This window comes from Pseudomonas sp. RGB, assembly GCF_007713445.1.
Lineage (GTDB): Bacteria > Pseudomonadota > Gammaproteobacteria > Pseudomonadales > Pseudomonadaceae > Aquipseudomonas.
Genome location: NZ_VMSH01000002.1, coordinates 643,254 through 668,292, shown reverse-complemented (window position 1 = coordinate 668,292; position 25,039 = coordinate 643,254). Strand labels below are relative to the sequence as shown.

The 25,039-nt window shown below is 61.7% G+C and carries 29 protein-coding genes and 1 pseudogene; 17 read left to right on the top strand and 13 right to left on the bottom strand.

The annotated features are described in order from the left end of the window. Nucleotides 1-8 precede the first annotated feature (8 nt). The 5 genes from FPT15_RS06840 (at nucleotide 9) to FPT15_RS29970 (ending at nucleotide 4,215) form a co-directional block, all read left to right on the top strand. Nucleotides 9-800 carry a phosphate/phosphite/phosphonate ABC transporter substrate-binding protein gene (locus FPT15_RS06840; protein ID WP_145159494.1) on the top strand — a complete coding sequence of 264 codons (792 nt, stop codon included), beginning with the start codon at nucleotides 9-11 and terminating at the stop codon, nucleotides 798-800. Between the two features lie 108 nt (nucleotides 801-908). Further along, nucleotides 909-1,712 carry a sigma-70 family RNA polymerase sigma factor gene (locus tag FPT15_RS29975; RefSeq protein ID WP_145159492.1) on the top strand — a complete coding sequence of 268 codons (804 nt, stop codon included), beginning with the start codon at nucleotides 909-911 and terminating at the stop codon, nucleotides 1,710-1,712. A gap of 65 nt (nucleotides 1,713-1,777) precedes the next feature. After that, on the top strand, nucleotides 1,778-2,791 hold the full coding sequence (locus FPT15_RS06830; protein ID WP_145159490.1) for an ABC transporter substrate-binding protein: 1,014 nt from the start codon (nucleotides 1,778-1,780) through the stop codon (nucleotides 2,789-2,791). Then, the gene (locus FPT15_RS06825) at nucleotides 2,791-3,717 is read left to right on the top strand and encodes an aliphatic sulfonate ABC transporter substrate-binding protein (protein ID WP_145159488.1); all 927 of its coding nucleotides are present in this window, start codon (nucleotides 2,791-2,793) and stop codon (nucleotides 3,715-3,717) included. Before FPT15_RS06830 ends, FPT15_RS06825 begins: the two co-directional genes overlap by 1 nt. A 228-nt stretch (nucleotides 3,718-3,945) precedes the next feature. Continuing rightward, nucleotides 3,946-4,215, top strand: a complete 270-nt coding sequence (locus tag FPT15_RS29970) for a hypothetical protein (protein WP_256676379.1) — start codon at nucleotides 3,946-3,948, stop codon at nucleotides 4,213-4,215. 283 nt (nucleotides 4,216-4,498) lie between these two features. On the opposite strand, the gene gstA is transcribed toward FPT15_RS29970, so the two are convergent. Further along, nucleotides 4,499-5,101, bottom strand: a complete 603-nt coding sequence (gstA, locus tag FPT15_RS06810) for a glutathione transferase GstA (protein WP_145159486.1) — start codon at nucleotides 5,099-5,101, stop codon at nucleotides 4,499-4,501. Nucleotides 5,102-5,197: 96 nt separating this feature from the next. Between gstA and FPT15_RS06805 the strand changes: the two genes are divergently transcribed. The 3 genes and pseudogenes from FPT15_RS06805 (at nucleotide 5,198) to FPT15_RS30300 (ending at nucleotide 7,555) form a co-directional block, all read left to right on the top strand. Then, nucleotides 5,198-6,067, top strand: a complete 870-nt coding sequence (locus FPT15_RS06805) for a LysR family transcriptional regulator (RefSeq protein WP_145159484.1) — start codon at nucleotides 5,198-5,200, stop codon at nucleotides 6,065-6,067. Nucleotides 6,068-6,235: 168 nt separating this feature from the next. Then, nucleotides 6,236-7,012: pseudogene (locus FPT15_RS30305) on the top strand (PAS domain-containing protein); the annotation flags it as partial. Continuing rightward, a complete protein-coding gene (locus FPT15_RS30300) occupies nucleotides 6,986-7,555 on the top strand; it encodes a methyl-accepting chemotaxis protein (RefSeq protein ID WP_372241441.1) in 570 nt (189 codons plus the stop codon). The pseudogene FPT15_RS30305 and the gene FPT15_RS30300, both read left to right, overlap by 27 nt. Nucleotides 7,556-7,671: 116 nt before the next feature. On the opposite strand, the gene FPT15_RS06790 is transcribed toward FPT15_RS30300, so the two are convergent. The 5 genes from FPT15_RS06790 to FPT15_RS06770 form a co-directional block, all read right to left on the bottom strand. Further along, nucleotides 7,672-8,208, bottom strand: coding sequence for a hypothetical protein (locus FPT15_RS06790; RefSeq protein WP_145159481.1), 537 nt, complete (start codon nucleotides 8,206-8,208; stop codon nucleotides 7,672-7,674). Nucleotides 8,209-8,341: 133 nt separating this feature from the next. Further along, the gene (locus tag FPT15_RS06785; protein ID WP_145159479.1) at nucleotides 8,342-9,757 is read right to left on the bottom strand and encodes an MFS transporter; all 1,416 of its coding nucleotides are present in this window, start codon (nucleotides 9,755-9,757) and stop codon (nucleotides 8,342-8,344) included. 140 nt (nucleotides 9,758-9,897) lie between these two features. Then, nucleotides 9,898-10,635 (bottom strand): NAD(P)-dependent oxidoreductase, encoded by a 738-nt coding sequence (locus FPT15_RS06780; RefSeq protein WP_145159477.1) that lies wholly within the window; start codon nucleotides 10,633-10,635, stop codon nucleotides 9,898-9,900. A 15-nt stretch (nucleotides 10,636-10,650) separates the two neighbouring features. After that, a complete protein-coding gene (locus tag FPT15_RS06775; RefSeq protein ID WP_145159475.1) occupies nucleotides 10,651-11,283 on the bottom strand; it encodes a glutathione S-transferase family protein in 633 nt (210 codons plus the stop codon). Between the two features lie 59 nt (nucleotides 11,284-11,342). After that, nucleotides 11,343-11,777 carry a PACE efflux transporter gene (locus FPT15_RS06770; protein WP_145159473.1) on the bottom strand — a complete coding sequence of 145 codons (435 nt, stop codon included), beginning with the start codon at nucleotides 11,775-11,777 and terminating at the stop codon, nucleotides 11,343-11,345. Nucleotides 11,778-11,886: 109 nt separating this feature from the next. Between FPT15_RS06770 and FPT15_RS06765 the strand changes: the two genes are divergently transcribed. After that, on the top strand, nucleotides 11,887-12,762 hold the full coding sequence (locus FPT15_RS06765) for a LysR family transcriptional regulator (protein WP_145159471.1): 876 nt from the start codon (nucleotides 11,887-11,889) through the stop codon (nucleotides 12,760-12,762). 133 nt (nucleotides 12,763-12,895) lie between these two features. On the opposite strand, the gene FPT15_RS06760 is transcribed toward FPT15_RS06765, so the two are convergent. Both FPT15_RS06760 and FPT15_RS06755 read right to left on the bottom strand, forming a co-directional pair. After that, a complete protein-coding gene (locus FPT15_RS06760) occupies nucleotides 12,896-13,129 on the bottom strand; it encodes a DUF6124 family protein (protein WP_145159469.1) in 234 nt (77 codons plus the stop codon). A gap of 456 nt (nucleotides 13,130-13,585) precedes the next feature. Then, entirely contained in the window at nucleotides 13,586-14,617 is a 1,032-nt protein-coding gene (locus FPT15_RS06755) for a LacI family DNA-binding transcriptional regulator (protein ID WP_178119666.1), read from the bottom strand. Nucleotides 14,618-14,829: 212 nt separating this feature from the next. On the opposite strand from FPT15_RS06755, the gene FPT15_RS06750 reads away from it, so the two are divergent. Beyond that, a complete protein-coding gene (locus FPT15_RS06750) occupies nucleotides 14,830-15,363 on the top strand; it encodes a gluconokinase (RefSeq protein WP_017139216.1) in 534 nt (177 codons plus the stop codon). Between the two features lie 84 nt (nucleotides 15,364-15,447). Continuing rightward, entirely contained in the window at nucleotides 15,448-16,800 is a 1,353-nt protein-coding gene (locus tag FPT15_RS06745; RefSeq protein ID WP_106578477.1) for a GntP family permease, read from the top strand. 122 nt (nucleotides 16,801-16,922) lie between these two features. On the opposite strand, the gene alaC is transcribed toward FPT15_RS06745, so the two are convergent. Beyond that, nucleotides 16,923-18,140, bottom strand: a complete 1,218-nt coding sequence (gene alaC, locus FPT15_RS06740) for an alanine transaminase (RefSeq protein ID WP_145159464.1) — start codon at nucleotides 18,138-18,140, stop codon at nucleotides 16,923-16,925. 197 nt (nucleotides 18,141-18,337) lie between these two features. On the opposite strand from alaC, the gene FPT15_RS06735 reads away from it, so the two are divergent. Continuing rightward, a complete protein-coding gene (locus FPT15_RS06735; protein WP_145159462.1) occupies nucleotides 18,338-18,820 on the top strand; it encodes a GyrI-like domain-containing protein in 483 nt (160 codons plus the stop codon). 38 nt (nucleotides 18,821-18,858) lie between these two features. Here FPT15_RS06735 and FPT15_RS06730 read toward each other — a convergent pair whose 3' ends face one another. Both FPT15_RS06730 and FPT15_RS06725 read right to left on the bottom strand, forming a co-directional pair. Beyond that, complete coding sequence (locus FPT15_RS06730) at nucleotides 18,859-19,464, bottom strand: pyridoxamine 5'-phosphate oxidase family protein (RefSeq protein WP_145159460.1); 606 nt, start codon at nucleotides 19,462-19,464, stop codon at nucleotides 18,859-18,861. A gap of 21 nt (nucleotides 19,465-19,485) precedes the next feature. Beyond that, complete coding sequence (locus tag FPT15_RS06725; protein ID WP_145159458.1) at nucleotides 19,486-19,974, bottom strand: N-acetyltransferase; 489 nt, start codon at nucleotides 19,972-19,974, stop codon at nucleotides 19,486-19,488. A 147-nt stretch (nucleotides 19,975-20,121) separates the two neighbouring features. Between FPT15_RS06725 and FPT15_RS06720 the strand changes: the two genes are divergently transcribed. Genes FPT15_RS06720 through FPT15_RS06705 form a run of 4 tightly spaced genes read left to right on the top strand, consistent with a single transcriptional unit; the run spans nucleotide 20,122 to nucleotide 22,652 of the window. After that, nucleotides 20,122-20,541, top strand: a complete 420-nt coding sequence (locus FPT15_RS06720) for a nuclear transport factor 2 family protein (RefSeq protein ID WP_145159456.1) — start codon at nucleotides 20,122-20,124, stop codon at nucleotides 20,539-20,541. A 42-nt stretch (nucleotides 20,542-20,583) separates the two neighbouring features. Further along, the gene (locus tag FPT15_RS06715) at nucleotides 20,584-20,928 is read left to right on the top strand and encodes a YciI family protein (protein ID WP_145159454.1); all 345 of its coding nucleotides are present in this window, start codon (nucleotides 20,584-20,586) and stop codon (nucleotides 20,926-20,928) included. Nucleotides 20,929-20,955: 27 nt separating this feature from the next. Continuing rightward, on the top strand, nucleotides 20,956-21,432 hold the full coding sequence (locus FPT15_RS06710; protein WP_145159452.1) for an SRPBCC family protein: 477 nt from the start codon (nucleotides 20,956-20,958) through the stop codon (nucleotides 21,430-21,432). Beyond that, complete coding sequence (locus FPT15_RS06705; protein WP_145159450.1) at nucleotides 21,429-22,652, top strand: RNA polymerase sigma factor; 1,224 nt, start codon at nucleotides 21,429-21,431, stop codon at nucleotides 22,650-22,652. Before FPT15_RS06710 ends, FPT15_RS06705 begins: the two co-directional genes overlap by 4 nt. A 62-nt stretch (nucleotides 22,653-22,714) precedes the next feature. Here the strand turns inward: FPT15_RS06705 and FPT15_RS06700 are convergent, their stop codons facing one another. Beyond that, nucleotides 22,715-23,569 carry a LysR family transcriptional regulator gene (locus tag FPT15_RS06700; protein WP_145159448.1) on the bottom strand — a complete coding sequence of 285 codons (855 nt, stop codon included), beginning with the start codon at nucleotides 23,567-23,569 and terminating at the stop codon, nucleotides 22,715-22,717. 88 nt (nucleotides 23,570-23,657) lie between these two features. On the opposite strand from FPT15_RS06700, the gene FPT15_RS06695 reads away from it, so the two are divergent. After that, a complete protein-coding gene (locus FPT15_RS06695) occupies nucleotides 23,658-24,098 on the top strand; it encodes a multidrug/biocide efflux PACE transporter (RefSeq protein WP_145159446.1) in 441 nt (146 codons plus the stop codon). Here FPT15_RS06695 and FPT15_RS06690 read toward each other — a convergent pair. Further along, nucleotides 24,085-24,990, bottom strand: a complete 906-nt coding sequence (locus FPT15_RS06690; protein WP_145159444.1) for a LysR family transcriptional regulator — start codon at nucleotides 24,988-24,990, stop codon at nucleotides 24,085-24,087. The two genes, FPT15_RS06695 and FPT15_RS06690, sit on opposite strands and share 14 nt — an antisense overlap. Nucleotides 24,991-25,039 lie beyond the last annotated feature (49 nt).

The following is a 25,039-nucleotide window of genomic DNA, read 5'->3' as shown; positions in this document are numbered from 1 at the left end:
AGACGCCCATGCGTGATCACTACGCCGAACTGCTGATGTACGTCGCCCCCGAAGCGGTGCAGCGCGCCAACCAGCAGTGGCTGGCGCGGATAGTCGAGCGTCTGAACCTGAGCCGCCGCAACGCCGACCACCTCGACCTGCACGGCCTGTGGCTGGCGCCCGAACTGCTCGTCACGCAAACCTGCGGCTATCCGCTGATGACCCAACTGCGCGGCCAGGTGCGCGTGATCGGTCGCCCACGCTACGAGTTGGCCCACAGCAGCCAGGGCGCACATTGCAGCCTGCTGCTCACCCGCGACGACAACCCGCGCACCGCGCTGGCGGACTTCTACCACAGCCGTGGCGTGATCAACGGCCATGACTCCAACAGCGGCATGAATCTGCTGCGCGAACGTCTCGCGCCGTTGCAGCGCGGCGGCCGTTTCTTTGCCAGCGTCGGCATCAGCGGCGCCCACCGTGAAAGCCTGCGCTGGCTGCGCGAAAACCTTGCCGACCTCGCCGCCATCGACAGCGTCACCTACGACTACCTGGCGCGTTTCGCCCCGCAGGAAGTGGCGGGGCTGCGCATCGTCACCCGCAGCGCGCCGAGCCCGACCTTGCCTTACATCGGGCCGCTCAAGCTGAGCGATGAACGCGTGGCGCAGATCCGCGAGGCGATGAACCTGGCGTTGCAGGATTTACCGCAGGTGGTCGACACGCTGGGTATCCAGCAAGTGCTGCCCGCCCGCGAAGACGACTACCGCGTGCTGTTGGATTACCAGCAACAGGCGGTCAACGCGGGCTATTCGAAGCTTCAATAAGGTTATATAAAAATACCTTTTAAATATTATTAAAGAATAAGCAGTCTTGCTAGGATCGCTCCACCGGAACACCGGACATAACGCGCAACCTACTCAGATGGAGCCACTATGTCCGGCGCCGACACTTCTCACAGCGATTACGTGGGCGGATTGTTCCGCAGTCATTACGACTGGCTGTGCAGCCGTTTGCACCGCCATCTCGATTCGCGTGCCCACGCCGAAGACATCGCCGCCGACACCTTCGTCCAACTGCTGAATTCGCCCGGCGTGGTGCCGATACGCCAGCCCCGCGCCTTGCTCACCACCATCGCCCAGCGCCTGATGTACCAGCTGTGGCGCCGGCGCGATCTGGAGCGCGCGTATCTCGATGCCCTGGACAATGACGAAGCCTGCACCGCACCGTCTCCCGAAGACCTGGCGCACATGCTCGAAGCCTTGCAGGCCATCGACCAATTGCTCGACGGCTTGCCGGCCAAGGTCAAGGCGACCTTCCTGCTGTCGCAACTCAATGGCCTGACGTATCCCGAGATCGCCGCCGAACTGGGGATTTCCCAACGCTCGGTCAGCGACTACATGGCCCGCGCGCTCAACCGTTGCCTGCCACTCGCCGCCGGCCATGAAGTGCATTTCGACCGCGCCGGCTTCGGCCCGGTGCGGGTCAGTTCGGCCGGCGCCACGGCGTGGATCGACGGCTTGCTGCAAGTGCGCGACCGCCCGTTGGCGGAAGTCATCGACGCGTTGCGGCCCTATCACCGTGGCGTGTTGCGCCTGGACCCGTCGGTCGCCGGCTTGCGCGTCAGCGGCCTTTATCGGCTGGACAACCCGCAGCAAATCCTCGACACCCTGGCGCGCACCTTGCCGATCCACATTACCCGCCGCACCGGGTTGTGGGTGACCGTCAATGCGGCCTGAAGGCTTCATTCAGTGACCCTGCCCACTTTGAATGCGTTGTGAATCGAATCTCCAAGAGGCTACTCATGAAAACACTAAAAAACCTGCTCGGTGGTTCGCTGCTGGCACTGACCGTCCTGGCCCAGCCGGCCCACGCCGCCGACGCCGTCAAACCGATCCACTTCGGCGACATCACCTGGGAAAGCGGCAGCCTGATCACCGAAGTGCTGCGCCTGATCGTCGAGAAAGGCTACGGCCTGCCCACCGACACCTTGCCCGGCAGCACCGTGAGCCTGGAGGCCGCGCTGGCCAAGGACGACATTCAAGTGATCGGCGAAGAGTGGGCCGGGCGCAGTCCGGCGTGGGTCAAGGCCGAAGGCGAAGGCAAAGTGTTCGGCCTGGGCGACACGGTCAAAGGCGCCACCGAAGGCTGGTGGGTGCCGGAATACGTGATCAAGGGCGACGCCGAGCGCGGCATCAAACCCCTGGCGCCGGACCTCAAGTCCGTCGCTGATCTTGCGCGCTACAAGGACGTGTTCCGCGACCCCGAAGACCCAAGCAAAGGCCGCTTTCTCAACAGCCCCACCGGCTGGACCTCGGAAATCGTCAACAGCCAGAAGCTCAAGGCGTATGGCCTGACCGACACCTTCGTCAACTTCCGCACCGGCTCCGGCGCGGCGCTGGATGCCGAAGTGGCGTCGTCGATCCGCCGCGGCAAACCGGTGTTGTTCTACTACTGGTCGCCCACCCCGCTGCTGGGGCGTTTCAAGCTGATCAAACTGGAAGAACCGCCGTTCAACGCCGAGGCCTGGAAAACCCTGGCCGACGCCAACAACCCGCACCCCATCGGCACCCGCTCGATGCCGGCGCACCTGGCGATTGGCGTGTCGGCGCCGTTCAAGGCGCAGTACCCGCAACTGGTCACGTTCTTTGAAAAAGTCGACCTGCCGATCGACCTGCTCAACGGCATCCTTGCGCAGATGAGCGAGAAACGTGAACAGCCACACCAGGTCGCGCTGGCGTTCCTCAAAGAGCAGCCGAACGTCTGGCAGCAATGGGTGCCGGCGGATGTCGCGGCCAAGGTCAAGGGAGCCCTCTGATGCTCAAAGCCCTCGCTGTTGTGGTTCTTTCGCTGGTGGCCAGCCATGTGCTCGCCGCCGAACCTTCCACGTTGCGCATCGGCTACCAGAAAAGCTCGGTGAGCATGGTGCTGGCCCGCGAGCACAAGTTGTTTGAAGACGCGCTGCCCGGCACCCAGGTGCAATGGATCGAATTCCTCGGCGGCCCGCCGCTGATCGAAGCACTGAACGGCGGCAGCCTGGACATCGGCAACATCGGCGACATCCCGCCGATCTTCGCCCAGGCCGCCGGCATTGATTTGCAGTACTTCGCGGTCGAGCCGAACGAGGGCAAGACCGAAGCGGTGTTGGTGCCCAAAGCCAGCGCGATTCAGAGCGTGGCCGAGCTCAAGGGCAAGCGCGTGGCGCTGCTCAAGGGTTCCAGCGCACACAACCTGTTCCTCAAGAGCCTGCTGCGCGCCGGTTTGCAGTGGAAGGATGTCGACGTGGTGTACCTGTCGCCGTCCGATGGCCGTGCCGCGTTTGAACAAGGCAAGGTCGACGCCTGGGTAGTGTGGGACCCGTATTACTCCGCGGCCGTGGTCGACGGTTCCGCCCGCGTGCTGGGCGATGGCCAAGGCCTCAACCCGGCGGGCAGTTTCTTTGTGGTCAGCAGCCCGTTTGCCAAGCAGCACCCGCAAGCGGTCGGCACGATTATCAACACCCTGGCCAAGGCCCAGCGCCTGTCCCTGGACCACCCCGAGCAAAGCATTGCGCTGATGGCCAAGACCCTGGGCCTGCCACCGGCGGTGGTTAAAAGCTACTTCGAACACCGCTCACCCGCGCCGATTCGTCCGCTGGAAGCCGTTGACATCGCCAACCAGCAACGCACTGCCGACCTGTTTTTTGCCAATGGCCTGATCCCGAAGAAGGTCGATGTGCAGCAGATCGTGTTCAAGGCCCCCTGAATCCTGCGGCCAGCAAGCCTCCTGTGAGCGACCGGGCTTCCCGTGGCCAGCGGGCTTGTTGTGGCGAGCGGGCTTGCCCCGCGTTGGGCTGCGCAGCAGCCCCAAACCCATTCACCGCAGTGTGTCAGGGGACGCGCGCAGGTCTGGAATGGGGCCGCTTCGCAGCCCAACGCGGGGCAAGCCCGCTCGCCACAACCAGCTCTAAAACCTCCCATCAGTGAGCAGACCATGCAACCGATCTACATCGACTTTCTCAACGGCCTGGACATCGACGCGCTCAACCTGTCCAACGAGGAAATCCTCACTGCCATCCAGGCCAGCCTGGCGCTTCAGGGCCGTGGCGAGGCGGTGATCGAGCCGCGCACTCACCTGATTCCTGGCGGCGGCATCAACGGCCACTTCACCGGGCTCGGTGCCGCGGTGGACACGCCGGTGGCCGATCGGGTGGAAGACTACGCCGGGCAGGCGCTGGCGGTGGTCGACAAGACCCGCCGGTAGACCTGCGTGGTGTATCGCGATTGGGGCAGGGCACGCGGCGGGTCCATGACGCGGTGCGCAGCCAAGTGGCGCATCTGCATCAGGACCGGTCGGGCTCGGTGGATGTGCTGGCGTTGAGTGCGTTCATCACCAATGGCAGCTTGAAACCCTTTCTTTGAAACGAAGCAGATCAACTGTGGGAGCGGGCTTGCTCGCGAAGGCGGTGTATCAGCTGATGCATGTGTTGACTGACCCACCGCCTTCGCGAGCAAGCCCGCTCCCACAGGGTTGATTGCATTTCAGGTCATGGATTTTCGGCAGCCAAGGCCTCGATCACAGCCTGGCGCTCACCCACTCTGTGTTGAAACGCCGCCAACGCCGGCCACTGCTGCAAATCAATAGCGTGGACACCCGCCCAACGCAGCACCACAAACAAATACGCATCCGCCACCGAATACTGCTCGCCCAGCAGGTAATCCTGACGCTCCAGTGTCTGCACCAGAATCGCAAAGCGCTTGAACAGCGTGGCCACAAACATCGTCCGCACTTCGCCTTGAATGGCCGGGTTGAAGAAAATCGCCAACCCGCCATGAATCTCGCTGGCGATAAAGTTCAGCCATTCCTGCAACCGTACGCGTTGCCAACTGCCATTGGCCGGGGCGAGCAGGGCGGCGGGTTTGAGGTCGGCCAGGTATTGCAGGATGGCACTGGCTTCGGTCAGCACATCGCCGTTGTCCAGTTGCAGCGCCGCCACGTAGCCCTTGGGGTTGATCTGCAGGAAATCTTCGCCGTCGCCGAAGGTTTTAGCCTGGTTGTTCACCTGCACCAGCTCGAACGGCAGCGCCAATTCGCGCAGCACGATATGCGGGGCGAGCGAACAGGCGTTGGGAAAAAAATACAGTTTCATCAAAGGCGACTCCGTTGGGTTTGCGCCAGTCTCGCGGGCGTGGCACCGTGCGTAAAATTAAACCTGCAGACCCCATCCATAAGGACAGCTACTGCCATGATGAACCTGATGCACTGGCGCCTGCTGGTGGCCGTCGCCGACCACGGCAGCATCACGGCGGCTGCCGAACAGGTGGGCATGACGCAGTCCGCCGCCAGCCAGGCCATGGCGTCCATGGAGGCGACGCTGGGCGCGCAACTGTTTACCCGTGAACCGCGCAAGACGTTGCCCACAGCGCTTGGGCTCAACGTGATCGCGCAGGCGCGGGTGATGATGGGCGCGCTGCAGGCCATTCGCACCACGGTGGATGAAGCGCGCCCGCTGCTGCGTGGGAACATTCGCATCGCCAGTTTTCCGAAGGTGCTGGCGACTTTTCTGACGCCGTTGCTGCAGCGTTTCCGCCAGTTGAACCCGGGTATCGAGGTCACCACCCTGGAAGTGACCGACAGCGAAGTGCACACCTTGCTCGACGCGGGCCTGATCGATTTGGGCGTGGTGCTCAACCCCAAGCCCGAGCGCAACGCCACGGTATTGGGTCGCGACCTGTGGATGGCAGTGCTGCCATCCCATCATGCACTGGCGCAGCGCGCGGAGGATGCCAGCGTGGCGCTCGAAGCCTTGCTCGAACAACCCTTCGTACTGGCCACCGGCGGCTGTACCGCGAATGCCCGCAGCCTGGCGGCCGACGCCGGTTTGCGCCTGCGCGATATCCGCGTGGAAGTACGTGAATGGAGCAGCGCCTACAGCCTGGTGCGCGAGGGCGTCGGTGTCACGCTGGTGCCGGAAATGGCCTTGCCGGCGCAGCGCACTGGCCTGCGCGTGATGCCGCTGACGGTGCCGTTGTACCGTGAGTTTGCCTTGGTCGGTTCACCGACCCTTCCACCCTCGGCGGCGGTCGGTGCATTGTTAAAAATGCTGGCTGACTAGTGGCCTTGCATAGCGCCATGCCCTGTCTATGCTCACCCACAACCGTTGATGACGCTTGGCATGTAAAGCGATTCGGATGGTTTTTTCCCCATGACGGTGTGCCAGCAATAGCCAACTGAAGAATGGAATGCGCCGTCTCAGGCGCTGGGAATCTAGGGTGATCTGACCATGTTCAACCGCCATCACAAATCCGACCTGCAAGAAATCGAACGTTTTTCCTGTGCCCTCACCGAAGCCAACGCCAAGCTGGCTGCCATCAGCCGTTCCATGGCGATGATCGAGTTCGACCGCAACGGCGTGATCCTCGACGCCAATCTCAACTTCTGCAAAACCATGGGCTACAGCGTGGAGGAGGTTCGCGGCAAACATCACCGCATCTTTTGCGAAGAGGCGTACACCCACACCGAGACCTACGCCAAGTTGTGGCGCGACCTGGCGCGGGGTGAAGCGCTCAGCGGCACGTTCATGCGCTTGAACAAGCGCGGTGAGCAAGTGTGGCTCGAAGCCAGCTACATGCCGGTGCTGGACAGCAGCAATCAGGTGCTGAGCGTGATCAAAGTGGCGTCGGACATTTCTGCGCGGGTTCACCATGAACACGAGAACCAAAGCCTGATCGACGCGATCAGCCGGTCCATGGCCGTGATCGAGTTCACCCCACAAGGCCAGATCATCAACGCCAACGACAACTTTTTGCGCACCGTGCAGTATTCCCGCGAAGAAATCATTGGCCAGCACCACAGCATGTTTTGCCATCGCGGCGAAGTGGAAGCCCCGGCGTACAAGGCCTTTTGGGCCTCGCTCAACCGCGGCGAATACCATTCCCACCGCTTCGAACGCAAAAACAAGTACGGCAAAACCCTGTTTCTGGAGGCCTCCTACAACCCGATCTTCGATACCAATGGGCGCCTGTACAAAGTGGTGAAGTTCGCCAGTGACATCACCGATCAGGTCACCACCCTGCGTACCGCTGCCGACTCGGCCCATGCCACCTCAGTACAAAACGACGCCTGCGCACGCAAGGGCTCGGAGGTGGTGCAGCAAACCGTGCAGATCATCGAAGAGATTTCCCACGACCTGAACCAGGCGGCCCAGAGCATCGATGCGGTGAGCAAGCAGTCGGACATCATCGGCTCCATCGTGCAGACCATTCGCAGCATCGCCGAGCAGACCAATATGCTCGCGCTCAACGCCGCCATTGAAGCTGCGCGGGCCGGCGAGCATGGGCGCGGGTTTGCGGTGGTGGCTGACGAAGTGCGCAGCCTTGCGGCGCGTACCAGCCAGGCGACGGTGGAGATTGTGGATGTGGTGCGCAAGAACCACGACCTGTCGCTGAGCGCGGTTTCGAGCATGCAGTCGAGCCTGAGCCGCACCGGGCTTGGGGTGGAGCTGGCGAATGAAGCGGGGCAGGTGATCCTGGAAATTCAGGAAGGGTCACGGCATGTGGTGGATGCGATCAGTCAGTTCAACTCGACCCTGCAACTGCAGTAAGCACGGTCCCTGTGGGCGCTGGCTTGCCTGCGATGCAGACACCCCGGTGTATCAAGTACACCCAGGTGAGGCTATCGCAGGCAAGCCAGCTCCCACAGTTTGATTGGGCGTGTCGGTTAAATCGCAGCCAGGGTCTCTTTCACCGACTGCGCCGGGTCCGTGGCTTTCGCCGCTACTTGCTGTTCTTGCTGCTGCTTCACACGATCAGCCACTTGCTTGGCAATCGCGTCCTGTTTTTCCTGCGGCATGGCTTGCACCTGCTCTTCGGTCAAACCCTGCTCCTTGAGCAGCTGTTCGCGAATGCGTTCGGCCGGGGATTTGTTCATGTAGTCGGTGAAGTCGGCGCGCGCGCTGCTGGTGGTCGAGCCGGCGGCAGGCACATCGGTGCTTGTTGCCGTCGTGGTGGATGCCGTCGTGGCGGTCGTTGCCGCCGTGCTGGCTTGCAACTGCACACGGGTCTTGGCAAAGGCTTCGTCGATACGGTCGTTGGCCTTGTCCAGGTCCTTCTGCGCGGCCGGTACGGTCACGCTTTGCTGCGCCGCTTGCAGGGCACCGCTGTACAGCGTGCTGGCGGCGGCATTGGCCGGGTCCATGTCGGGTCGCTTGAGCTGTTGGACGGTCGACACCGCTTGGGCGTTGTTGTTAACCAGCATGATCGGTCACCTGAGGATGTGTTCGGTGTTTGAGGTGGAGCAAATAGCATGCCGAGGGCGATGTGCCCGTTTTTATTGGGGATGACACCGCCGCCGCGGCAATCATTGTCCTGTCGGCGGCCAAGGCTTGCCGTCAGTGCGCAATATTTTCCAGCGCCAGGTTACGCGTGCGCGGCCCGAACCAGCTGATGGTGATCATCACGATCAACATGCTGCTGGCGATAAACGCCAGCACGCCCGGCGTGCCCAGGTGTTCGAGGATAAAACCGATCAACAGGCTGCTGAACACCGTGGACAAACGGCTGAACGAATAGCAGAAGCCCACCGCCCGCGCGCGGATATTGGTGGGGAACAGTTCGCTTTGGTACGAGTGATAACTGAAGCTTAGCCAGGCGTTGCAAAAGGTGATCATCACCCCGCAGATCACCAGCCCCACCGCCGTGGTTTGCAGGGCGAACAGGCTGCCGAAGATCACCGCGCCCATGGCCGAGCCGACGATCTGCCATTTGTTTTCGAAGCGGTTGGCCACCTTCACAAACAGCAACGGGCCCAGCGGGTAGGCGAGGGTGATGATAAAGGCGTACAGCAAGCTGTGGGTCACGCTCACGCCCTGGCCCGAGAGCAACGCCGGCAACCAATTGCCGAAGCCGAAAAAGCCGATGGCCTGGAACACGTGAAACACAATCAGCATCAACGCGCGGCGGCGGTAAGGCGGTTGCCAGATATCGGCAAAGCGGCCGTTGCCCTGCACGCTGACGGCTTCGGGTTCGGGTTCATCCAGCGCTTTGCCGTGGTCTTTCTGGCAGCGTGCTTCCAGGCTGTCCATGATCTGCCCGGCTTGGTCAAAACGGCCTTTCTGCGCCAGCCAGCGCGGTGACTCCGGCAGACGCTTGCGCAGTTGCCAGATAAACAGCGCAAACACTGCACTGCTGAGCACCACCCAGCGCCAGCCCGACACCCCGAACGGCGCCTGGGGCACCAGCCACCATGACATCAACGCCACCGTCGGCACTGACAAAAACTGGATGAAAAACGCAAAGGCAAAGGCCGAGCTGCGCATGCGCTTGGGCACCAATTCCGAAAGGTAGGCGTCGATGGTCACCAGTTCGATGCCCAGGCCAATGCCCACCAGAAAGCGCATGCAGATAATGCCCAGGGCGGAGGTCTGGATGCCCATCAACACCGTGGCGACGGTGTACCAGATCAACGCAAAGGTGAAGATCGCCCGACGCCCGAAGCGGTCGGCAATGGGGCTGAGCAGGCTGGCGCCGAGGAACAGGCCGAGGAAGGTCGCCGAGGCGAAAGCGGCCTGGTCGGAAAACCCGAATACGCCCTCGCTGCCGGTGTGGAAAATCCCGTCGCTGATCAGGCCGGGGCTGATATAGGCGGTCTGGAACAAGTCATACAGCTCGAAAAAACCGCCGATCGACAGCAACGCCACCAGGCGCCAGAGCGTGGCGACGGCGGGCAAACGGTCAATGCGCGCGCTGATATGGGCGGCACGGATCGGGTCAATGCCGTCCGTGGCTGAGGCGGTGAGTGTCGACATGGGCGGATTCCAGGGGCAGTGACCTGGAATCTTAGCGGGCTAACGTCAACCGGTGCTTGTGAAATTGCGTGCGCCACGGCACGCAATTGCCGATTTATTGCGCCAAGGCTTCAGGTTTGAAGGTTTTATGGCGCAAGGGGTCAGTAGGTGATGGGCATCTCGAAGGTCTGGAATGCATCGTCCACCGGCTGATAGCCCAGCACCCGTGTGGTTTCGCTCAGGTCCAGGCGCTTGAAGCGGTTATTGGAAATGCCGTGGGCGATCAGGTGTTTGACCCCTTGGACTTCAACCGAGCGTTGCAGCAATTGCACAGCGTCACGCGGGCTGAGCCAGGCGCTGAGGTCGCGGGCGTTGTTCAGGTCGGGGGCTTGGCGCGATTCGAAGGCGCCGATGCGCAGGGCAATGGTCGACAGCGCGGTTTTTGCCGCGTAGTAGCTGCACAGCGCCTCGCCGTAGCATTTGCTCACGCCGTAGAGGTTGGCGGGCATGACCTGCATGCCGGGCGTGATCTGCCGGTCAACCGGGTAGCCCTCGATGGCTTGCGCGCTGCTGGCGTACACCAGGCGTGTTACGTCCGCGGCCACGGCGGCTTCAAACAGGTAGGTGGTGGCGAGGATGTTGTTGGGCAGCAGCTCCTCGAACGCGGCACTGGCGTCGGGGATGCCGGACAGGTGCACGATCACGTCGATGCCGTTGAGCAGGCCGTCCAGGCTGGCTTTGTCGCTGAGGTCGGCGTTGATGTAACGGTGCTCGCCCAGGTCGAAGTCCGGTGCGATGCGGTCAGTAAGGGTGAAGCGGTAGCGGTCTTTCGAGGCTTCGAAAAATACCTTGCCGATTCTGCCGCAGGCGCCGGTGAGTAATACGTTGAGTCCTTTCACGGGGGTGTCCTTGTTTCAGTTATGACCGCCAAGGGCGAAGGTCTGAAAGCCCGGGCGTTGGCTGAGGCGCTGGTAGTAGGCCGCCACTGCGGGGTAGGGCGGGCGCTCCATCGGGGCGTTCTGCCAGCGATGCACCGAGAGGCCGATGAGGATATCGGCGAGGGTGAATTCGTCGCCAGCCACGTAGGCGCCGGTCTTGGCCAGCTGTTGCTCCAGCAGGCCCATCTTGTCATTCCAGACCTGCACGGCGGCGGCAATTTGCGCCGGGTCGAGACCGTCCGGGTTGTTGCGCACCAGGGCGGTGAACGCATTGCCCCAGGCGCGGTTGAGTTCGGTGGCTTGCCAGTCCATCCACTGCTCGACCCGAGCGCGTGGCGCCGGCTCGGCGGGCAACAGGTCGTGGCGTTGGTAAAGGCCTATCAGGTAGCGGCAGATGGTGTTGGATTCCCACAGCACGCCGTGGTCGTCGATCAGCACCGGCACCTGGGCGTTGGGGTTCAGGGCGAGAAATTCGGCCGACTGGGTGGGTTTGAAACCGATGCCCCAGTCTTCACGCACGTAATCGATGCCCAGTTCCTGGCAGGTCCAGAGCACTTTGCGCACGTTGATGGAAGACGTGCGACCCAGGATTTTCAGTGAGTGTCCCATGGTACTTCCCTGACGATGGAGATGACCCATGGGAATCTATCAGGGGTAAACCTTCGACGCTACGCGGTTGTGGCCGGCAGCGCCGACGCGGGCAAACCGAAGGTGCGGTCGAACAGCCAGTTGAAGGCAAACGTGTAGCAGGGAATGAACAGGATCAACGCCAGGTCCAGCATAAACGCCTGCACCAGGCTGACCTTCATCCACCAGGCGATCAGCGGAATCAGGAAGACGATCAGCGTCAGTTGAAACCCGACCGCGTGGGCAATGCGGCGTTTGACGGTGCGCGTGCGGTCGGCCTGGCGGCTTTCCCAGCGCTCGAACATTGAGGTGTAAATGAAGTTCCAGGTGACCGCGATGGTCGTGATGACGACCGCCAACGGCCCTGTGCTGGAGGGGTGAGTGCCCGACAGCAGCGCCAGCCCGAGCGCCGAGAAGGTCATGCCGATCAGCTCGTAGAGCGACACATACACCAGTTTGCGTTTCACGCCTTGCATACCACTTCCTCTTTTTTACGTGACAGGAACGTCAGAGGGCGCAGACCATAGCGTCAGCTTGGCTGATACTAAAAGTCAGAAGATTTCAGTTTTATTGATAGGTGGCGCGATGAGTTTTACCAGCGACAGTGTCCAGTTGTTCTTGGCGGTGGTGGAGCGCGGCTCGTTTTCGGCGGCAGCGCGGGCGTTGGGCAAGGTGCCTTCAGCGGTGAGCATGGGCATTGCCAACCTTGAAGCCGAGCTGGGTTACCCGTTGTTCGATCGCAGCCACCGCGAGCCGGTGCCCACCGACTTGGCGCTGGCGTTGATTCCCCATGCACGGCTGATGGCCGAGCAACTCAAACAGTTGCAGGTGCATGCGTTGCAGCTGTCCCAGGGGCTGGAGAGCAAGCTGTCGATTGGCGTGGGCGCCGACATCAATACGCGGCGCCTGCTGGCCGCCATTGGCGAACTCAGTGAGCAATTTCCGTTGCTCGACATCGAAGTGCTGACCGCCCCGCAAGATGACGTTTTGCAGCTGCTGCACAGCGGCCGGGTGCAGCTGTGCCTGGCCTATGCGGGGTTGAGCGTGAATGTGCTGGAGCGGTTTCAGTTTGTCGGCAGCGAGCAACTGATGGCCTGTATCAGCCCGCGACACCCCCAGGCGGGCGGCGAACCATTTTTGGAAGATTTGGTGCGGGTGCGACAGATTCTGGTGGCCGGTCGGGACTTGCCTCTCGGCGATCGTCGGCCACTGGTGGGGCAATCCTATTGGCGGACCGACACCCTGGGCATGGCGCTGGAGATGGTGGAAGCCGGGCTGGGCTGGGGCAACTTCCCGCAGTCGGTGGTGGCGCCGTTGCTGGCGGCGGGGCGCTTGCGGCGCTTGAACTTCAAGAACATCGAGAACGGGCTGGCGATGGTGGTGAATGCGGTGTGGTTGAAAAATCAGCCGTTGCACAGAGGAGCGTCGGCATTGGTAAAAATGCTGGCTCAAACAGACTAACCCGCCCTCAAGTGGGCACGGTAAAGGTGGGAGCGGGCTTGCCCGCGAAGGCGCTGGGTCAGTCAGCCCATGTGTAGCTGACCCGCCGCCATCGCAGGCAAGCCAGCTCCCACATGTTTAACCGAGCAGGGCGTCAGGTGCGCGGTGTTTGCTGGTCCATGGCTTTGCCTACCATGAGCACTGATAGCTCGCTCAATTGATGAATGGCGAGGGCTACGTCGCGGTGCTTGCCGGTGAGGTCATCGGAGAGGTCGAGCAACAAGGCGCTGACGGAACACACGGTTTCGTAGCTGTTGATCAGCAAGGATTCGATTGGGGTATCGGGGATGATGGTGAAGAGCGTATTCGGGGGATTGACGCTTTGCATGGTTGAAGTACCTGGTTTGTGCCAACACCCGCATCGCTACTAAACAAGTTGGGTGGCAACTGTACGCAGGTTAGTAGACCGGTAATCCCACACAAACCCGGCGCGCCCGAAGGCGCCCTACGCACAGCCGCCATAATGGGCTTGTGCATATTGTGTTGGGAGGTTCGGGCTACTAAACCCGGTCACCGAGAAATTCAGCGACCGTCAAACCCTAAAGACCACCACCCAAGCGCACAAGCCGGCGGATTCTGACGTAAGCGTAGGCAGCCGGGCAAGGCGCTGACCGCAATGTCAGCCGCGTCCTACAGGCGTCCTACATCTCAAGCGGGCACGGTAAAAAAGGTGGGAGCTGGCTTGCCTGCGATGGCGGTGAATCAGTCAACACATCATTGCCTGACACTGCGCCATCGCAGGCAAGTCAGCTCCCACACGTTGAGTGTGTTTGGCCTTCAAAAATCAGGTGCTTTCGCGCACTTGCAACTCAAAGCCCATGTCCACCACCGGCTTGGCGATCTTGTTGCCGGCCATGATCGTCAACAGGTGCTCCGCCGAACGCCGGCCAATCGCTTCACGCGGTGTGCTGATGCTGCTCAAGCGCGGCACCATGAAAGAAGAGGCGGGCAAGTCGTTGAAACCCAACACGGCCACGCGCTGCGGTACGTTGATGCCGTGGCGCAGGGCTTCGAGCAGTGCGCCCTGGGCCAGGTCGTCGTTGCCGAAGAAAATCGCATCCACGTCCGGATGCGCCGCCAGCAACTGCAGAAACAGCTCGCCACCCAAACCCACGGAGGAGGGGCGCGGCGTCAGCAATTCCAGCGCCGGGTCATACATGCCGGCCTGTTGCAGCGCGCGGCGGAAACCTTCGCCGCGCAGCAACGTACGCTGGTCCAATTGCGCGCCGATGTAGGCCAGGCGCTTGCGCCCCCGCGAGATCAAGTGCGCCGCCGCCGTTTCACCCGCGGCCAGTTGCGAGAAGCCCACACAGTTCACGCCGGCATTCGGGTCCAGGTCCATCATGTACACGCACGGCACATTGCTGGCCTCGACCATCCGGCGCGCGCTTTCGGTGCGGTCAAAGCCGGTCAGCAGCAACCCGCGTGGCTGGTAGGCCATGTAGTTGCGCAACAGGTTTTCTTCTTCGTCGCGCGAATAGTGAGAGTTGCCGATCAGCACTTCAAAGCCCTTGGGCCGCAGCACTTGGTGGATGGCTTCCAGGGTTTCGATAAACAGCAGGTTGGACAGCGACGGCACGATGACCACCACCGAGTGGCTTTGCGCCGAGGCCAGGGCGCGGGCGGCGGGGTTGACCACGTAGTTGAGTTCGGCGGCGGCCCATTGCACTTTTTCCACCAGCTCGGTGGCCACGGTGCTGATGCCACGCAGGGCGCGCGAGGCGGTGATCGGGCTGACGCCGGCCAGGCGGGCTACTTCGTTGAGGGTCGGGCGACCGGTGGTGCGGGTATTTTTATCGTTCTTGGAGGTCATCAGGCGGTTGCCAAACAAAAATCGAGGCACTAAGGTAGCGCTGTCTCCAAAAGGCTGCAAATGCTTGAACGCAGGGTTGCCTGATCCGGTTCAACGGTTTCGGAGAGGATGCACGCGTCACTCCATAAAAATGACAAGTCGGCGCGGGAAAAGCCTGTTTTTGCACTAGCCTTACAGCGTGCGAAGGTAGCGCTATCTGCGTCCTGAGGTGTTTCATGAGTCAACCTGTTACCGCCCTGGTCATCATGGGTGTTTCTGGCTGTGGCAAGTCCAGCGTCAGCGAAGCCCTGTGCCGCCTGAACGGCGCCACCGCCATCGAAGGCGACAGCTTTCACCCCGCCGCGAACATCGAAAAGATGAGCGCCGGCCATCCCCTCAACGACGACGACCGCGCCGGCTGGCTCGACATCCTGTGCGATGAACTGCGTCGCTCGCTCAAAGCCGGCGAGCATCCGGTGCTGACCTGTTCGGCGCTGAAGAAAAAATACCGCGACCACCTGCGCGAAGCCGCGCCGGGCCTGGGCTTTGTGTTCCTGGAGCTGACCCGTGCCGTGGCCGCCGACCGCGTGTCCCATCGCCCCGGCCATTTCATGCCGGCCAGCCTGATCGACAGCCAGTTCGCCACCCTTGAATCGCCCGTGGGCGAGCCGCTGACCCTGGCGCTCAACGCCAGCGAAGACAGCGTCGAGGACCTGGCCGAGCAAACCAATGCCTGGTGGCTGCAACACGGCTTTGAACCAACCCATTAATTTTTTGCCGGAAAAGATAGCGCTATCCCCGGCAGGAAATTCAACACCCGCTTTAATAACAACAACAAACAGGAGAGACCCCCCATGTTTGGCATGTCCCACGAGTCTTACCTGCTGCTAGATGCAGTGGTCACTATCATCGGGCTGATCTTTTTGATCACCAAGTTCAAGGTGCACCCGTTCATTGCACTGATCATCGCGGCCGGCTTCCTCGGCCTGACCTCGGGCATGCCCGTGGACAAGATCATCAAGGCATTCCAGGACGGCTTTGGCGGCGTGCTCGGCTTTGTCGGCATCATCCTCGCGCTGGGCACGATGCTTGGCAAAATGATGGCCGAATCCGGCGGCGCCGATCAGATCGCACAGACCTTGATCCGCGCCTTCGGCAAAGAAAAAGTCCAGTGGGCGATGATGTTCGCCGCGTTTCTGGTGGGCATCCCGCTGTTCTTCGAGATCGGTTTTGTACTGCTGATCCCGCTGGTGTTTATCGTTGCGCGCCGCACCGGCGTGTCGCTGATCAAAATCGGCATCCCGCTGCTCGCCGGCCTTTCGGCGGTGCACGGCCTGGTGCCACCGCACCCGGGCCCGCTGCTGGCCATCGGCGTGTTTGGCGCCGACATCGGCAAGACCATCCTGTACGGCCTGATCGTCGCACTGCCGACCGCCATTATTGCCGGGCCGATTTTCGGTACGTTTATCGCCAAGTACATTCCGGGCAACCCGTCCCAGGAACTGGTCGATCAACTGGCCCGCGAGCCGGAGTCCAAAGACCTGCCGAGCTTCAGCATCACCCTGATCACCGTGCTGCTGCCGGTGTTCCTGATGCTGCTCAAAACCTTCGCTGACGTCGCGCTGCCGGACGGCCACGCCATTCGTAACTGGATGGACATGATCGGTCACCCGATCACCGCGTTGCTGCTGGCGTTGCTGCTGTCGCTGTACACCTTTGGCCATCGCCAGGGCATTCATTCCAAGCAAATCCTCAAGCTGCTCGACGCCAGCCTGGCGCCGACCGCGGCGATCATTTTGATCATCGGCGCCGGCGGCGGTTTCAAGCAGATGCTGGTGACCAGCGGCGTGGGTGACGTGATCGGCCACATGGCGGTGAACGCGCAGATCAACCCGATTTTGCTGGCGTGGCTGGTGGCGGCAGTGATTCGCGTGGCGACTGGTTCCGCGACCGTGGCAACCATTACCGGCGCAGGCATTGTGGTGCCGGTGGTGGGCATGATCCCAGGCGTGAACCGTGAGTTGCTGGTGTTGGCGACGGGCGCAGGCTCACTGGTGTTGTCTCACGTCAACGATGCGGGTTTCTGGCTGGTGAAGCAGTACTTCAACATGACCGTGGTCGAGACGTTCAAGACCTGGACAGCGATGGAGACCATCCTGTCGGTGGTGGCGCTGATCTTTATCATGTTGCTGTCGATGGTGGTGTAACAGGCTCACCACAAAACAAATGTGGGAGGGGGCTTGCCCCCGATGGCAGTGGACCAGTCACCCGATGCAGTGACTGACACTCTGCTATCGGGGGCAAGCCCCCTCCCACATTGTTGACCGAGTTATGCCCCGGTTTTGGGTACCAACCCATCCGCGCGGAACATCCCGCGAATCCCGCGCACTGCCTGGCGAATGCGGTCCTGGTTTTCGATCAGCGCAAAGCGCACATGATCGTCTCCATACTCACCAAAGCCGATGCCCGGCGACACACACACCTTGGCTTCCAGCAGCAATTTCTTGGCAAATTCCAGCGAGCCCATGGCGGCATACGCGTCGGGAATCTTGGCCCAGACGTACATCGACGCCTTCGGGTTCTCCACCATCCAGCCCAGTTCATGCAAGCCCTTGACCAGCACATTACGGCGCTGGCGGTACTGCTCGGCGATGTCTTTGACGCACTGCTGATCGCCTTCGAGCGCCGCAATCGCCGCCACCTGCAGCGGGGTGAAGGTGCCGTAGTCGTGGTAGCTCTTGATGCGCGCGAGCGCGTTGACCAGTTCCGGGTTGCCGACCATGAAACCAATGCGCCAGCCGGCCATGTTGTAGCTCTTGGACAGGGTGAAAAACTCCACCGCAATGTCCTTGGCGCCCGGCACCTGCATGATCGACGGGGCTTTCCAACCGTCGTAGACGATGTCGGCGTAGGCCAGGTCGTGCACCACCAGTACGTCGTACTGCTTGGCCAGGGCGATCACCCGTTCGAAGAAGTCCAGCTCCACGCACTGCGCGGTGGGGTTGGACGGGAAGCCGAGGATCATCATCTTCGGCTTGGGAATCGAACCACGAATGGCGCGTTCCAGTTCAGCGAAAAAATCCACCCCCGGAATCAGCGGCACCGAGCGCACCTGGGCGCCGGCAATCACGGCACCGTAGATGTGAATCGGGTAGCTGGGGTTGGGCACCAGCACGGTGTCGCCCTGGTCGAGGGTGGCGAGCATCAAGTGCGCCAGGCCTTCTTTGGAGCCGATGGTGACGATGGCTTCCGTTTCCGGGTTGATGTCCACTTCATAGCGGTCCTTGTACCAGCGCGAGATCGCCCGGCGCAGACGCGGAATGCCTTTGGAGGTGGAGTAGCCGTGGGTGTCTTCACGCTGGGCGACGGTGACCATTTTTTCCACAATGTGTGGAGGCGTGGCGCCGTCAGGGTTACCCATGCTCAAGTCGATGATGTCTTCGCCGCGCCGACGCGCAGCCATCTTCAGCTCGGCCGTGATATTGAAAACGTAAGGGGGGAGTCGATCTATGCGCGCAAAGCGGCGCGGCGAACCTTGGTCTGCCATTGTTGCCTCAAGAGTACGTAAGCGCCCGGAACCGTCCGAGCGACGTCGGCCACTGCGGTGGCCTGCGGGGCAGACAATACGGTCGATGATGGCCAGTTGTCCAGATGGCGCAGGAAAAATTTCCGATTGGGGTGAGGCGTCAATATGCCCCTATACTCGATGCGGGTTTGTGCCCTCACAAGAAGGAGACTGTTCAGATGGATCAGCAGACAAAACTACCGTTGCAGCCACGCCTGGAAGAGGGCAAAGCCCTGGTGATTGCCGGGCTCAAGGGCCATTACGACAAAGCCACCGTGGGGGACATTCCCAAGTTGTGGGAAGTGCTCGACAACAACATCAAAGACATCAGCAAGCGCGTTGACCGCCAGACATACGGCGTGTGCTACAACGCCAAGCAAGGCGAGTTCGACTATCTGGCCGGCGTTGAAGTACCGGCCAAAAGCGATGTGCCCAGCAATTTCCAATCGGTTGAATTGCCTGCCCGCCATTACGCGGTATTCGCGCACCACGGCCCGGTGCAAGCGCTTGAGCAGACCTACGAGCGCATCATGTTCGAGTGGTTGCCACACTCTGGCTACAAGGTGGCCGGGGCGGATTTCGAGCGCTACAGCGCGGATTTTGATGCACGCAAAGGCACCGGTTCCGTTGAGATCTGGATGCCGATCGAAAAGAAAGCCTGATGACTCACAGGGGCCGGCGCTCCGGCCCCACAGGTCCTTCAATACAGCGTGGCCTTGACCCGCTCCGGCATTTCCCGGTCATACGCCTCGGCGTCAAACTGCCCGTCATTGAGCCGCTTGTGAAACGCCCCGGCCGACGGCAATTCCGAACGGTCCAGGTGCTTCTCGGGGTTCCAGCAGTCCGAGCGCACAAACGCTTTCGAGCAATGGAAATACGCGGCTTGCACCTGCACCAGAATCACCGAGCGCGCAGGCTTGCCGTTCACCGCAAAACTCTCCAGTAGCTCGGGCTCGATGCAAATCTGCGCCAGGCCATTCACGCGTAAGGTCTCGCCAATTCCGGGGATGATGAACAGCAATGCGATGCGTGGGTCCTGGACCAAGTTGCGCAGTGTATCGAGGCGGTTATTGCCCGGCCGATCCGGGATCGCCAGGGTGCGCTCATCCACAATCCGCACAAACCCCGGCACATCGCCGCGCGGCGAGCCATCGATGCCTTCCGGCCCGGATGAACTGACCACCACCAGTGGCGACGCCCGCACCATGGCCTGGTAATCCTCGTTGAGAAACGGGATCTCCTTGCGCACCGCCCGCTCGTGCGGGAGGCCGTAGAGGGTTTCGAGTTGTTCCAGGGTTGTCAGCATGTTCACCACCTCCTTATCGTTTCAAAGCACTAACGCCAGCCGGCGCTCATGGCCAATCCGGCCCTTATACGCCTCGCCGCTGTCGACCCAGCCCGCCGCCAGATACAGGCCCATCGCCGCCACATTCTGCGCGTCCACCGACAACTCCAACGCTTTGATCTGCGGCCACGCGTGCAGGGCCGCCGCCGGCAGCGCCTGCAAACAGGCTTTGCCAAACCCACGGCCCTGCTGATGCCGATCAACCTGCAACGCATGCAGCGTGGCGCTGTGTTCATCGGCCCAATGAGGCAGGCAGGGCGGGCGTTTAAGCAGCAGGAACGCGACGGGCACGTCATCGGCAAGCAGGGCAAAGCCCTTGATGGCGTTGGGGCTGGGATTGACCAGCAGGCTGTTCAGCGCGCAGTAGATATCGCCTGAATACGCCAGTTGCTCGGGATGCACTTGCAGGGTGTCGAGTTGCTGTTTTTGCACAAGGCTCAGCGTCTCATAGGGCACGAGGCGGGTTTCCATCCAGGGCGCATCCCAAATCCTACAAAGAGGCGTGGATTCTAGCGGGTTTGCGCGTGGCGAAATTATTTTTCAGCGCGCTGTCGATTTACCCAAAGCGCGTTCGACTAAGGGTGTCCCACGTGATTTTCCACCCTCAGGAGTATCGCCATGAGCACTGCAATCCGCCGTCTGATCGATGAATGGCAGCAGGCTGTGCTGGCCCGTGATATCGACAAAATTGTCAGCTTTTACGCCGACGATATCGTCTCGTTCGACGCCGTCACCGCGTTGCAATTCAAGGGCAAGGCGGCCTACCGCACGCATTGGGAGGACTGCATGAAACACTGCCCCGGCCCCGGTATTTTTGAGTTCCATGAGCTGCATATCGTCGAGGCACCCGAGAGTGCGTTTGCCCATTGGCTGGCGCATTGCGGCGGTGCCGGGCCGGATGGCGTGGTGAAGGCCTGCTGGATGCGGGTGACCGCCGGTTACCAGCGCATCGAGGGTCAATGGCGCGTGGTGCATGAGCATTGGTCAGCGCCCTTCGACATGGGCAGCGGCAGCGCATTGTTCGACCTGAAACCCTGACCGCCACGAACTATAGTCAGTAGTCCGAAAACGGAGACGCCCATGAAATACCTCTGCCTGATCTACAGCGACGAGCAGGTGTTGCACACCTCGCCGGACAGCCCTGCGGACCCCGAGTGTTTTGCCTATGCCGAGGCCATCCAGGCCAGCGGGCGCATGCTCGCCGCCGAGCCACTGGAGTCGGTGAGCACCGCCACCACCGTGCGCATGCGCAAGGGCAAGTTGTCGATCACCGATGGGCCGTTTGCCGAGACCAAGGAGCAGCTCGCCGGGTTTTACCTGATCGAGGCCAAGGACTTGAACGAAGCGATCCAGGTGGCCGGTGGCATACCGGCGGCCAGGGTCGGCAGTGTGGAAGTACGCCCCGTGCGTGAATTGAATCTCTGAAAACAACAACCACAAGAGGTTTATCCCATGACAACGCCAATTGCCGAATTTGAACTGTCCATCAGCCGCTTGATCGACGCCCCGCGCAACCGTGTGTTTCGCGCCTGGACCGAACCTGCCTTGTTGCAACAATGGTGGGGACCCCACGGCATGACCACGCCAGAGTGCGAAATGAACCTGTGGGTCGGTGGCCTGTTTCGCACCCTGATGCGTGCACCGGATGGCGCCGAGTACCCGACCCAGGGCGTATTCCTGGAGATCCAGGCGCCCAGCCGGCTGGTGTTTACCGATGCTTACTCGCCAGGCTGGGTGCCGTCGGGCAAGCCGTTCATGACCGCCGAAGTGACCTTCGAAGAGGTCGAAGGCAAGACGCTGTATACCGCTCGCGCCATGCACTGGAGCGAAGCCGATAAACAGGCGCACGAAGCCATGGGGTTTCATGACGGCTGGGGCCAGAGCCTGGATCGCCTGGTGACGCTGGTGACCCAGGGCATGCCCGATTGACGCCTGAACTGGAGGCGATCTACCGCAGCGAGTCACGCCGCGTGCTCGCCACGCTGATCCGTTTGCTCGGTGATTTCGACCTCGCCGAAGAAGCCCTGCACGAGGCGTTCTTCGTCGCGGTCGAGCGCTGGCAGCACGACGGTGTGCCGAGCAATCCACGCGCCTGGCTGGTCTCGACCGGCCGTTTCAAAGCCATCGACCGCCTGCGCCGCCAGGCCCGTTTTACCCCCTTGTTGCAGGAGCAGGCCGACGCGCTGGAAGCGGCCGCGTGGAGTGAGGACGATGTGGAAGACGACCGCCTGCGCCTGATGTTCACCTGCTGCCACCCGGCGCTGGCGCCTGACGCCCAGGCGGCGCTGACCTTGCGTGAGATCTGCGCCCTCAGCACCGAAGAAATCGCCCGCGCCTTTCTCGCCACGCCCACCACCATCGCCCAACGCATCGTGCGCGCCAAGGCCAAGATTCGCGAGGCGAAGATTCCCTATCAGGTGCCGTCCCGCGACGAATTGCCCGAGCGCCTGGACAGCGTGTTACGCGTGGTTTACCTGGTGTTCAACGAGGGCTATTCGGCGTCGATGGGCGCGAACCTTACTCGGGAGGACCTGACCCGCGAAGCCATTCGGCTGGGGCGCTTGCTGGTGGAGCTGCTGCCAGAGCCGGAAGTCATCGGCCTGCTGGCGCTGATGCTGTTGCACGAATCACGCCGAGCGGCGCGCACCTCGGCCGACGGCGAGTTGGTGTTGCTGGATGAACAGGACCGTGGGTTGTGGGACGCGTCCTTGATTGCTGAAGGCTGCGCGCTGGTGGAGCAGGCGTTGAGCACACGGCGTTTTGGCCCCTATTGCCTGCAAGCCGCCATTGCGGCGGTGCACGCCGAAGCGTCGAGCGCGGGGGAGACGGACTGGCCGCAGATTGTCGGGCTCTACGACGTGTTGCTCAGGGCGGTGCCGTCGCCGGTGATCGAGTTGAACCGCGCGGTGGCGCTGGCGATGCGCGATGGGCCGTTGGCAGGCCTGCAGGCAGTGGAGGCGATTTTTGCGCGAGGCGAGTTGCTGGATTACCACTGGGCACATTCGGCGCGTGGGGAGTTTTGTCGGCAGTTGGGGCGTAGCGAACACGCCCGTGCTTCGTACGAAAAAGCCCTGTCACTCACTCAGCAAACCCCAGAAAAGCGCTTTTTAGAGCGGCGCCTGGCTGAACTCAAATCCCCCAGACAATAAGGATCAACCCTGTGGAAGCTGGCAAGCCAGCTCCCACATGCAAACGCGTTGTCTGGGGGCAATCACTCCAACATCTTGCCGAGCAACCAACTTCCCGCCGGCCCCGGCGGATGGTGCCTTGACCACAGCGCATCCACCGCCACCGAACGTGGCCAACCACGGGCCTTGAGCTCCACCAGGTGGTCGCCGCCAAAACGCTCCACCAGCCAGCGCGGTATCGGCGCCCAGCCGAACCCCAGCTGCGCCATTTCCATCAACATCAGGTAACTGGGGGCCGACCACACGCGCCCAGTGGCACGGATTTCATTCGGGTTGATGATGCTGGCCAGGCGCAGCTCGCGATGTTGCTGCAAGGTGTTCACGCAGATGTTTTTCAAGTGGGCCAACGGGTGTGAAGGCGCGACGAACAGCGCAATTTCGGTGCGCTCTTCCACGGGAGCGCCCGTCAGGTCGGGCGGGTAGGTGTCCTGTTGCTCGATAAACGCAATCTGCGCTCGGCCGCTCTGCACCAGAGCGACCAAGTCTTCGCACTCGGCGATCAGGCATTCCAGCTCAAGGTCCGGGTAGCGCTGTTCAAACGCTTTGAGGGCGATTTCAAAGCGGTCGGACTGGTAAGTATCGGACATGGCGATGGTCAACTTAGGCTCCAGGCCCTGTGACAACTGGCTCGCCGCCAGCGCCAGGCGGCTGCTGGCCTCCAGCACCTGCTCGGCGCGTTGCAACAACACGTGGCCGGCCGGGGTGAGCGTTGGCTTGCGGCTGCTGCGATCAAACAGCGTCACATCCAGGTCAATCTCCAGACTCGCGACCGCCGCGCTGACCGTGGACTGGCTCTTGCCCAACTTGCGCGCCGCGGCGGAAAAAGAGCCTTGGGTGGCCGCTTGGACAAACGCCTGCAGCACTTCATGAGAGGCCATGACTATCGCCTTGATCGATGGTTATTAGTTATGAAGTATCGATTCAAGGGGTAATCATGGCAACCGTCGTCACTCACGGAGCCGGGCCATGAACCCTACCAAGTCGATTACTGAACGTGTTTGCCAAGCCATTGGTTTTGAAGGTTTGGCGTTGTTGATCTGCACCCCGTTGCTGGCGTGGATCATGGACAAGCCCGCCCTGGAGATGGGCATGGTCACCCTGGCGATCAGCCTGATGGCGCTGACCTGGAACGTGATCTTCAACGGCCTGTTCGACCGCCTGAAGGCACGCTGGAAACTCGCCAACAATGGCTGGACGCGTGTGCTGCACGCGTTGATGTTCGAGGGCGGCCTGATTCTGATGTGTGTGCCGTTGATCGCAGCGTGGCTGAACATCAGCCTGATGCAGGCATTTATTCTCGACATCGGCGTGCTGCTGTTCTTCCTGCCGTACACCTATGTGTATCACTGGGGCTATGACGTGCTGCGGGAAAAGTTCGTACAGCGCCGGCTGGTCAGCCAAGCTTGAGCGAGGCGACAAACTCCAGAAACGCCCGCACCTTGGCGGCGGGCAAATGCCGCGACGGGTAGTAGGCGTACAACGGAAAACGCTCGTCCGGCCAGTCGGGAAACAACTCCACCAGGCTGCCGGCATTGAGCGCCGGCGTCAGGCCCAGGTCGAGCATTTGCGCCACCGCGTGCCCGTGTTCACACACGCTGTACAAGGTGCTGGCGTCGTTGACCACCAAGCGCCCGTCGGTGCGCACGATCACCTGCTCGCCCTTGCGGTGGAACTCCCAGGCAAACGGGCGGCCGGTCTGCGAGTCGCGAAAGTCCAGACACATATGCCCGGTTTCCAAGTCTTGTGGCGTGGCCGGTCGGCCGTATTGCTCAAGGTAAGCGGGGGAGGCCACGGTGAGCACGCGCACTTGCATCAATTTGCGCGCGATCAGCGAGGAGGATTGCGGGATGCCGAAGCGAATCGCCACGTCAAAACCGTCGGCGACCAGGTCGCCGAGTTGGTCGCGGGTGTGCAAGTCCAACTGCAATTGCGGGTAGCGGCGCATGAAGTCGCCCAGCACCGGGCCCAATACCAGGCGCGAAAAGTACGGGTCGATATTTACCCGCAAGCGCCCTCGTACGGTCAATGCACTGTCGGCGGCGGAGCTGGCGGCCTCTTCGAGACCGGCCAGCAACGGCGCGATTTGCTGATAAAAACGTCGGCCTTCGTCGGTCAGTTGCACCGAGCGCGTGGTGCGGTCGAACAGGCGAATCCCCAGGCGCTTTTCCAGCCGCGAAATCGCTCGGCTGACCCCCGAAGGCGTCATGTCCAGGCTGTCGGCGGCGCGGGCAAAACTGCCGCTGTCGACCACGGCTGCCAATACGCCCATGCCGCCGGCCAAACCTGGATCGAAACTCATCGGTGATTGCCTGTCTGTGACTTGTAGGCATTGATGCTAGCGCACAATG